This is a genomic window from Bradyrhizobium sp. WSM4872, from assembly GCF_055811715.1.
The window spans coordinates 26,431-34,702 of the sequence record NZ_JBVVPT010000051.1 but is presented as its reverse complement, the minus strand read 5'-3'; the positions used below and the strand labels follow the sequence as shown (position 1 = coordinate 34,702).

8 protein-coding genes are annotated in these 8,272 nt (G+C 64.4%); 1 reads left to right on the top strand and 7 read right to left on the bottom strand.

Features of this window, described 5'->3' with window-relative positions; all coding sequences use genetic code 11:
- Positions 1-667: peptide-methionine (S)-S-oxide reductase MsrA (gene msrA, locus AC0L3C_RS35380; RefSeq protein WP_473410323.1), on the bottom strand; the 667-nt coding region annotated here is incomplete at its 3' end.
- Positions 668-911: 244 nt separating this feature from the next.
- On the opposite strand from msrA, the gene AC0L3C_RS35375 reads away from it, so the two are divergent.
- On the top strand, positions 912-2,609 hold the full coding sequence (locus tag AC0L3C_RS35375) for a caspase family protein (RefSeq protein ID WP_473410322.1): 1,698 nt from the start codon (positions 912-914) through the stop codon (positions 2,607-2,609).
- 119 nt (positions 2,610-2,728) lie between these two features.
- On the opposite strand, the gene AC0L3C_RS35370 is transcribed toward AC0L3C_RS35375, so the two are convergent.
- From AC0L3C_RS35370 to napE, 6 genes are all read right to left on the bottom strand, one after another.
- Positions 2,729-3,844 carry an ATP-dependent DNA helicase gene (locus AC0L3C_RS35370; protein WP_007596183.1) on the bottom strand — a complete coding sequence of 372 codons (1,116 nt, stop codon included), beginning with the start codon at positions 3,842-3,844 and terminating at the stop codon, positions 2,729-2,731.
- Positions 3,845-3,932: 88 nt separating this feature from the next.
- Positions 3,933-4,586, bottom strand: a complete 654-nt coding sequence (locus AC0L3C_RS35365) for a NapC/NirT family cytochrome c (RefSeq protein WP_473264830.1) — start codon at positions 4,584-4,586, stop codon at positions 3,933-3,935.
- On the bottom strand, positions 4,583-5,053 hold the full coding sequence (locus AC0L3C_RS35360) for a nitrate reductase cytochrome c-type subunit (protein ID WP_007614113.1): 471 nt from the start codon (positions 5,051-5,053) through the stop codon (positions 4,583-4,585). The genes AC0L3C_RS35365 and AC0L3C_RS35360 overlap by 4 nt, the downstream gene beginning before the upstream one ends.
- Positions 5,050-7,563 (bottom strand): nitrate reductase catalytic subunit NapA, encoded by a 2,514-nt coding sequence (napA, locus tag AC0L3C_RS35355; RefSeq protein ID WP_473264829.1) that lies wholly within the window; start codon positions 7,561-7,563, stop codon positions 5,050-5,052. The genes AC0L3C_RS35360 and napA overlap by 4 nt, the downstream gene beginning before the upstream one ends.
- Positions 7,564-7,579: 16 nt before the next feature.
- Complete coding sequence (locus AC0L3C_RS35350) at positions 7,580-7,894, bottom strand: chaperone NapD (RefSeq protein WP_473410321.1); 315 nt, start codon at positions 7,892-7,894, stop codon at positions 7,580-7,582.
- Between the two features lie 26 nt (positions 7,895-7,920).
- Positions 7,921-8,106 carry a periplasmic nitrate reductase, NapE protein gene (napE, locus tag AC0L3C_RS35345; RefSeq protein ID WP_007596178.1) on the bottom strand — a complete coding sequence of 62 codons (186 nt, stop codon included), beginning with the start codon at positions 8,104-8,106 and terminating at the stop codon, positions 7,921-7,923.
- Between the last annotated feature and the right edge of the window lie 166 nt (positions 8,107-8,272).

Below are 8,272 nucleotides of genomic sequence, written 5' to 3'. Positions count from 1 at the left end.
TCTCGATATAGTTATCCGCGAACAGCTTTTTCAGGTTCTCGACCTTCGGGAGGTCGTTGTAGGCGATATAGGGCTGGTTCGGGTGCAGCGTCAGATAATCCTGGTGATAGGCCTCCGCCGGATAGAACGCCTCAAGCGCCCCGACCTTGGTCGCGATCGGCTTGCTGAAGACCTTGGCGCCGTTGAGCTGGGCGATATAGGCTTCGGCCACCTTCTTCTGCTCGTCGGAAGTGGTGAAGATCGCCGAGCGATATTGCGTCCCGCTATCGGGGCCCTGCCGGTTGAGCTGGGTCGGGTCGTGCGCCACCGAGAAGTAGATCTGGAGGATCTTGCCATAGGAGATCTTCTTCGGGTCGTATTTGATCTCGACCGATTCCGCGTGGCCGGTCCGGCCGCTCGAGACGGTCTGGTAGTCGGCCGTCGCCTTGGTGCCGCCGGCATAGCCGGAGACCGCGTTGACGACGCCCGCGGTGTGCTGGAACACGCCCTGCACGCCCCAGAAGCAGCCGCCGGCGATCACTGCGGTCTGGATCCCGCTGGCGGGCGCCGCGTCAACGGCGGGAGCGGGGATCACGACCGCATCCTCTGCGGCCCGGGTCGGCGCGGCAAAAGCCAGCGTCAGGGCGGTGGTTGCGGCGAGCAGGGACAGGAGGGCAGGTCGGCGCATGGCGATCCTCTTTCCGAAGGTCTGACAGTCTAGGGCGGTTGGGGCCGGGCGAACAGCCTGCCCGGCAATTTCGGACATTCGAGATACGGGCGGACCGGGCGATTGTTACGGCCGGACGGACACGAGTCTGTGAAACGCGCCGCCTGGAGCAGCTTGGCTTGGCGAGGACCGGAACTCCGCGCTAGATGAACCGGTGCGATCGGTGATCGACCTAAAGAATGATGGCTGGAGCTGACCTGACAACATGCTGCGCCTCGTATCCCTGACCTTCGTCCCCGTGCTCGCCGTCCTGGCCGGCTGGAGCTCGATCGCGGCGGCCGAACCGCAACCCGGCGACGACCTCGCCCTTTGCCGCGACCGCCAGGCAGATGCGCAGGCGAGGGCGCAGGCCTGCGACAAACTGCTCAATGCCGATCGCGTCACCGGCAAGGACAAGGGCATCGCGCTTTCCGTGCGCGGCAATACGCTGATCAACAAGCGCGACTACGGCCACGCGATCGAGACGTTGTCCATGGCCGTCGACCTCGATCCCGACAACGTCGTCACGCTCAATTTGCGCGGCCTCGCTTATGAGCGGACGGGCCAGGACGACCATGCGATGGCGGACTACAACCTCGCGCTCCAGAAGCGCCCGACCTACGGTGTCCCCTACAACAACCGCGGCATCATCCAGTTGCGCCGGGGTGCGCTGCAAAGCGCGCTCGACGATTTCAACCTGTCGATCAAATACGCGCCCAAGTTTCTGCTCGGCTACACCAACCGCGCCCGCGTGCGCACGCTGATGAAGGATTTTGACGGCGCGCTCGCCGATTTCGCGGAGGCCGAGAAGATCGAACCGGCCGCGCAGCAGATCACCGGCAACCGCTGCATCACCTACGGCATGATGGGCAAGTACGACCAGGCCTTCGCCGACTGCAACGGCCTGATCGAGAAGCAGCCGAAGAACGCGTACGCGATCAACAATCGCGCCGACGTCAACATGTTGAAGGGCGATTTCGAAGCGGCGCTGAAGGACTACAACATTGCGATCCAGATCAACCCGAACAATGTCCGCGCACATTCAGGCCGCGGCCAGATCTACGAGCGCAAGAAGGATCTTGCCCAGGCCCGTGCCGACTATCGCGCGGCGGCCTATTCGCTGACGAAGTTCGACGAGTTCGATGTCGCGCGTGCCCGCGCGATCGCGCAGGAGCGATTGGCCGCGCTGACACCGCAGGCGCCAGCCGGATCAACGGGACGCCGCGTGGCGCTCGTGATCGGCAACGGCGCCTACAAGAACGTCCACGCCTTGCCCAATCCGCCCCGCGACTCGAAAATGATCGCAGCCGCGCTGCGCGATGTCGGCTTCCAGACCGTGATATCCGTCAGCGATCTCACCCGCGACAAGTTCTTCGAAGCGTTGCAGGCGTTTGCGGCCGAGGCGGAGAAGGCGGATTGGGCAGTGGTCTATTACGCCGGCCACGGTTTCGAGATCGGCGGCGTCAATTACCTCGTTCCCGTCGATGCCAAGCTTGCCGCCGACAGGGACGCCGAGACCCAGGCGGTTGCGCTGGAGCAGGTGATCGCGGCGGTAGGCGCGGCGCGAAAAGTACGTCTGGTGATGCTGGATGCCTGCCGCGACAATCCGTTCGCGCCGACCATGCAGCACACGCTGTCGCTGAAGCTGGTGGACAAGGGCTTTTCCAACATCGAACCCGGCGCCGGCTTCATGGTGGTCTACGCCGCCAAGCACGGCGAGACCGCGATGGACGGCGACGGCGGCGCCGACAGCCCGTTCGCCACCGCGCTCGCCCGCGAAATCAAGGTGCCGCGCGTCGAGATCCGAAAACTGTTCGACATCGTCCGCGACGACGTCTGGCTCGTGACCAAGCACGTGCAGCAGCCGTTCTCGTACGGCTCGCCGCCGGGAAGAGAGGATTTTTATTTCGTTGTGGGGAAGTGAGCCGCGATGCCGGTGCCGCAGGGTGGGCAAAGCGAAGCGTGCCCACCGTTTCTATTCTTCTGTGAAGAGATGGTGGGCACGGCGCTTTGCGCCTTTGCCCACCCTACGGCAGCGCGACATCAAACGACGATGCTCAGCCGCTTCGCCGCCCGCGTGATGCCCGTGTACAGCCACCTCGCCCGGCTCTCCTGAAACGCAAAGCTCTCGTCGAACAGCACGACGTCGTCCCATTGCGAGCCCTGCGACTTGTGCACGGTCAGCACGTAGCCGTAGTCGAACTCGTCATAGGGCTTGCGCTGCTCCCAGGCGATCGCCTCGACGCCGCCCTCGAAGCAATCGGCGCGCACCGAGACCTTCGTCACCTTGTGGCCGAGATCCTCGTCCGGCGACAGCCTCATGCTGAGAATGCGGGATTTCGAGCGCGAGGTGTTGCGCGACTTCACGCGCCAAAGCCCGCCATTGAACAGGCCCTTCTTGCGATTGTTGCGCAGGCAGACCAGCTTGTCGCCGGCGACGGGGAAGACGTCCTCGATGTTCTGGCGCTGGCGCACCCGCATATTGTACGCGCGCCGCGTGTTGTTGCGGCCGACCAGCACCTGGTCGGCGGCCATGACGCGATCAGGATCGAGCTCCTTGCGCGACACCACCTCGCTCTCGCCGTAGCGGCCGATGTCGAGCTCGCGTCCCTCGCGGACGTCCATCGACATCCGCACGATCGGGTCGTCCTGGGCCTGGCGGTGCACCTCGGTCAGCATCGCGTCCGGCTCGGTATTGGTGAAGAAGCCGCCGCCCTGGATCGGCGGCAGCTGGGCGGGATCGCCCAGCACCAGCAGCGGGCAGTCGAACGACATCAGGTCGCGGCCCAGTTCGGCATCGACCATCGAGCATTCGTCGATCACGATCAGCTTGGCCTTCGAGGCCGGGGCGTCGTCCCACAATTCGAAGCTCGGCTGCTCCTCGCCGGATTCGCGGGTGCGGTAGATCAGCGAATGGATGGTGGAGGCCTCGTCGCAACCCTTGTTGCGCATGACCAGCGCCGCCTTGCCGGTGAAAGCGGCGAACTTCACCTCGCCATCGACGCCATCGGCGATGTGCCGCGCCAGCGTGGTCTTGCCGGTACCGGCATAGCCGAACAGGCGGAACACCGGCGGCGTGCCGTTGCGGCCGGGTTTGGCCTTGAGCCAGTCGCCAACGGCCTTGAGCGCGGCATCCTGATGCGGGGTGAATGTGGCCATGTCTGTCTTGAGGAGGGGGCGAAACGGAGCGATTCGCCAGCCCCAAAACTAACCATTCGCACCGCCGGTTCAAGCCGGGCGGGGCGCCCTACTGCCAGCCGGGAACGCCGCGCATGTCGGGCAGATGGTGGGCGATGCCCTTGTGGCAGTCGATGCAGGTCTTTTCCTTGGTGAACAGGAAGCGCTGATGGGCGACCGAGGCCCGCGGCGACTGCTTGGTGATGTCCATGGAATCGGCGCTGTGGCAGTTGCGGCATTCCAGCGAATCGTTGGACTTGAAGCGCGCCCATTCATGCGCCGCCAGCTCGAGCCGGTGATCCTGGAATTTCTCGCGGGTGTCGATCGTGCCGAAGATCTTGCCCCAGACCTCCTTGGAGGCCTGCATCTTGCGGGCGATCTTGTCGGTCCAGTTGTGCGGGACGTGGCAATCCGGACAGGTCGCGCGCACGCCGGAGCGGTTGGCGAAGTGGATGGTCGACTTCAGCTCGGCGAAGACGTTGTCCTTCATCTCGTGGCAGCCGGTGCAAAATTTTTCGGTGTTGGTCAATTCCAGTGCGGTGTTGAAGCCGCCCCAGAAGATCACGCCGGCCATGAAGCCCGCCAGCACCAGCACGCCGAGCCCGAACACCGAACTCGGACGGATCAGCACTTGCCAGAGCTCGCGCGCAAAGTCCCAGCTTCGCGTGACGAAGCCGCGTTTGGCCTTCATTCCCTCGTCGGGCTCATCAGCGATCGTCGTCATCGGCGGCCACCGGGGCTTGCGCGCGACAGCAGCGTGTCGATGTCGGTGAAGTCGTTGCTGACCGGCGGATTGGCGGTGTTCTGCGGCACGTGGCATTCCGTGCAGAAGAAGCGGCGCGGCGAGATCGAAGCCAGGAACTGGCCGTCGCGATCCATGAAGTGGGTGATCGAGACCATCGGCGCCTGCGATTCCGCGATGCGCGCCCGCGCATGGCAGGACAGGCACTTGTTGCCGTTGAGGTCGATCTGATAGCCGTCGATCGTATGCGGAATGACAGGCGGCTGTTCCGGATAGTTGCGCACTTCCCTTTCGGAGGTGTTGCGGTTCGGCAGCATCGGCGGCGCCGGACCTTCGTCGTTGAGCGGGGTCGGGCCGCGCAGGCCTGACGTCACCGTCTGCGCGGTCAGCGAACTCGCGCCGGCTGCGATCGCGACTGCGAGCAGCGCTACTCCAAATCGTTTCATCATGACACGTTCACCCGCTCGATGCGCACGGCGCACTTCTTGTAGTCGGTTTGCAGCGAGATCGGATCGGTGGCGTCCAGCGTCACCTTGTTGATCAGCTTGGATTCGTCGAACCACGGCACGAAGACCAGGCCACGCGGCGGCCGGTCGCGGCCGCGGGTCTCGACGCGGACACGGATGAAGCCGCGGCGGGAGACCACCTTGACCTCGTCGCCGCGGCGGATCTTCGCCTCCTGCGCGTCGTCGGGATGCATGAAGCACACGGCCTCGGGGAAGGCCTTGTAGAGCTCGGGCACCCGGCGCGTCATGGTGCCGGAATGCCAGTGCTCGAGCACCCGGCCGGTGGAGAGCCAGTAGGGATATTCGTTGTCGGGCGATTCCGCCGGCGGCTCGTAGGGAAGGGCGAAGATGCGCGCCTTGCCGTCGGGATAGCCGTAGAACTGCACGTCGGTGCCCTGCTTGACGTAGGGGTCGCTGCCCTCGCGGAAACGCCATTTGGTTTCCTGGCCGTTGACGACAGGCCAGCGCAGGCCGCGCTCGCGGTGATAGGTGTCGAACGGCGCGAGGTCGTGGCCGTGGCCGCGGCCGAAGGTGGCGTATTCCTCGAACAGGCCCTTGTGGACGTAGAAGCCGAACGCCTTGGACTCGTCGTTGAGGTAGCCCTGCTCGATGTCGGAGACCGGAAACTTGTCGACATGGCCGTTCTTGTAGAGCACGTCGAACAGCGTCTTGCCGCGCACGTCCGGCTTCTTGGCAATCAGCTCCTCGGGCCAGACCTCCTCGATCTTGAAGCGCTTTGAGAATTCCATGAGCTGCCAGAGATCGGACTTCGACTCGCCCGGGGCAGCGACGAGTTGATGCCAGAACTGCGTACGCCGCTCGGCATTGCCGTAAGCGCCTTCCTTCTCCACCCACATCGCGGTCGGCAGGATCAAATCGGCGGCGAGCGCGGTGACCGACGGATAGGCGTCCGAAACCACGATGAAATTGTCGGGATTGCGGAAGCCCGGATAGGTCTCTTCGTTGGCGTTGGGACCAGCCTGAAGGTTGTTGTTGACCTGCACCCAATAGGCGTTGATCAGGCCGTCCTTCAGCATGCGGCTTTGCAGCACGGCATGCGCGCCGGGCTTGTCGGGAATGGTGCCTTCGGGCAGCTGCCAGATGTGCTCGGTCTTGGTGCGGTGTTCCTTGTTGGTGACCACCATGTCCGCAGGCAGGCGGTGCGAGAAAGTGCCGACCTCACGCGCGGTGCCGCAGGCCGAGGGCTGGCCGGTCAGCGAGAACGGGCTGTTGCCGGGCGAGGAGATCTTTCCGGTCAACAGATGAATGTTGTAGACGAGGTTGTTGCACCAGACGCCGCGGGTGTGCTGGTTGAAGCCCATGGTCCAGAACGAGACCACTTTGGTCTTGGGGTCGGCATAGAGCTCGGCCAGCGCCTCCAGCCGGTTGAGCGGCACGCCCGACATCTCGGCCGCCTTCTCCAGCGTGTACTCCGAAACGAACTTGACGTACTCGTCGTAGCTCATCTCGGTGGAATCGTTGGCCTTCGCCGCGCCTGTTGCCTTCTTCTGCAACGGATGCTCGGGCCTCAAACCATAGCCAATGTCGGTCTGGCCGCGCCTGAAGATGGTATGCGCGGCAACGAAGTCCTTGTTGACCCGGCCGGTCTTGATGATGTGGTTGGCGATGGCATTCAGCAGATAGAGATCGGTCTGCGGCTTGAACACCATGCCGATGTCGGCGAGGTCGAACGAGCGGTGCTCGAAGGTCGAGAGCACGGCGACGCGGACATGCGGCGCGGAGAGCCTGCGGTCGGCGAGGCGGGTCCACAGGATCGGATGCATCTCCGCCATGTTGGAGCCCCACAGCACGAAGGCGTCGGTGGCCTCGATGTCGTCATAGCAGCCGGCCGGCTCGTCGATGCCGAAGGTGCGCATCATGCCGGCCACGGCGGAGGCCATGCAGTGGCGCGCGTTGGGATCGATGTTGTTGGTGCGGAAGCCGGCCTTGAACAGCTTTGAGGCCGCGTAGCCTTCCCAGATCGTCCACTGGCCGGAGCCGAACATGGCGACGCCGTTCGGCCCGCGCTTCTTGATCGCCTCCTTCCACTTCACCTCCATGATGTCGAAGGCTTCGGTCCAGGAGATGGGCGTGAACTCGCCGTTCTTGTCGTATTTGCCTGCCGTCTTGCGCAGCATCGGCTGCGTCAGGCGATCGTGGCCGTACATGATCTTGGAGAGGAAGTAGCCCTTGACGCAGTTGAGGCCGCGATTGACCTCGGCCTTGATATCGCCGTGGGTGGCGACGACGCGATTGTTCTTGGTCGCGACCATCACCGAGCAGCCGGTACCGCAGAAGCGGCAGGCGGCCTTGTCCCATTTCAGTTCGGCCACGTCGCGCTCGGCGACGAGGTTTGCGGCGAGCGCCGGTGCCGGCATGCCCGCAGCGGCGGCCGCGATGGCGGCGGCCTCGAGCTTCAGCATCTGGCGGCGGTCGAGCTTTGGCGATGTCATAATGGCTCTTCCTGACTCAGGCGGTTTCAATGGCGTGGAAGACGAGCGCTGCGGAATAGACGTCGGGCAGCGACTGGATGGTGTTGAGCAGGGTGCCGAGGCTGCCGGCATCAGGCGCTTCGGTCACGACGATGAGCTTGCCGCGCGGGTCGCGGCCGTGGATCTCGCAGCCGGCAAGGGCAGTGATCGCGGCCTCGAGTGCGGCGAGCCGCTCGGGGCGCGCCTGCACGATGATGCTGGCGATTTCGCAACCGGGCGGCGCGACGAGGCGGTCGGCGCTGAGCACCCGGCCGGTGATCAATGCGCGGCGGTTGAGTTTGGATTCGGCCATGATGCCTGTCTTTCGCTTCGAGGAGATCAATGCGGGGAGGGCGGCGGGCCGGGAGGGCCGGCAAACATCTGGTAGATCCAGACGCCGAGCCCGTAGGAGCCCACCGTTCCGACCGCAAGGACGGGCATCACGATCGCGGTCAGGAACAGGAATGCGAAAATCTCCATGCGCTTACGGCGCACGCGCGAAGTCGCGTCGTCGGGGGCCGACATGTTCGGTCTCGTCTGAAATGTGGGGATTGGGACGGCATCCGGGCCGTTGCCTTGCCGCACCTTAGATGCAGCATGGCCACTGACGCCTTGATCTGGATCAATCCGTCGAGCTGCGATGATGGCCGCGGCCAGACCACAAGCGCAAGTTTGGGTTGTACCCGTGCGA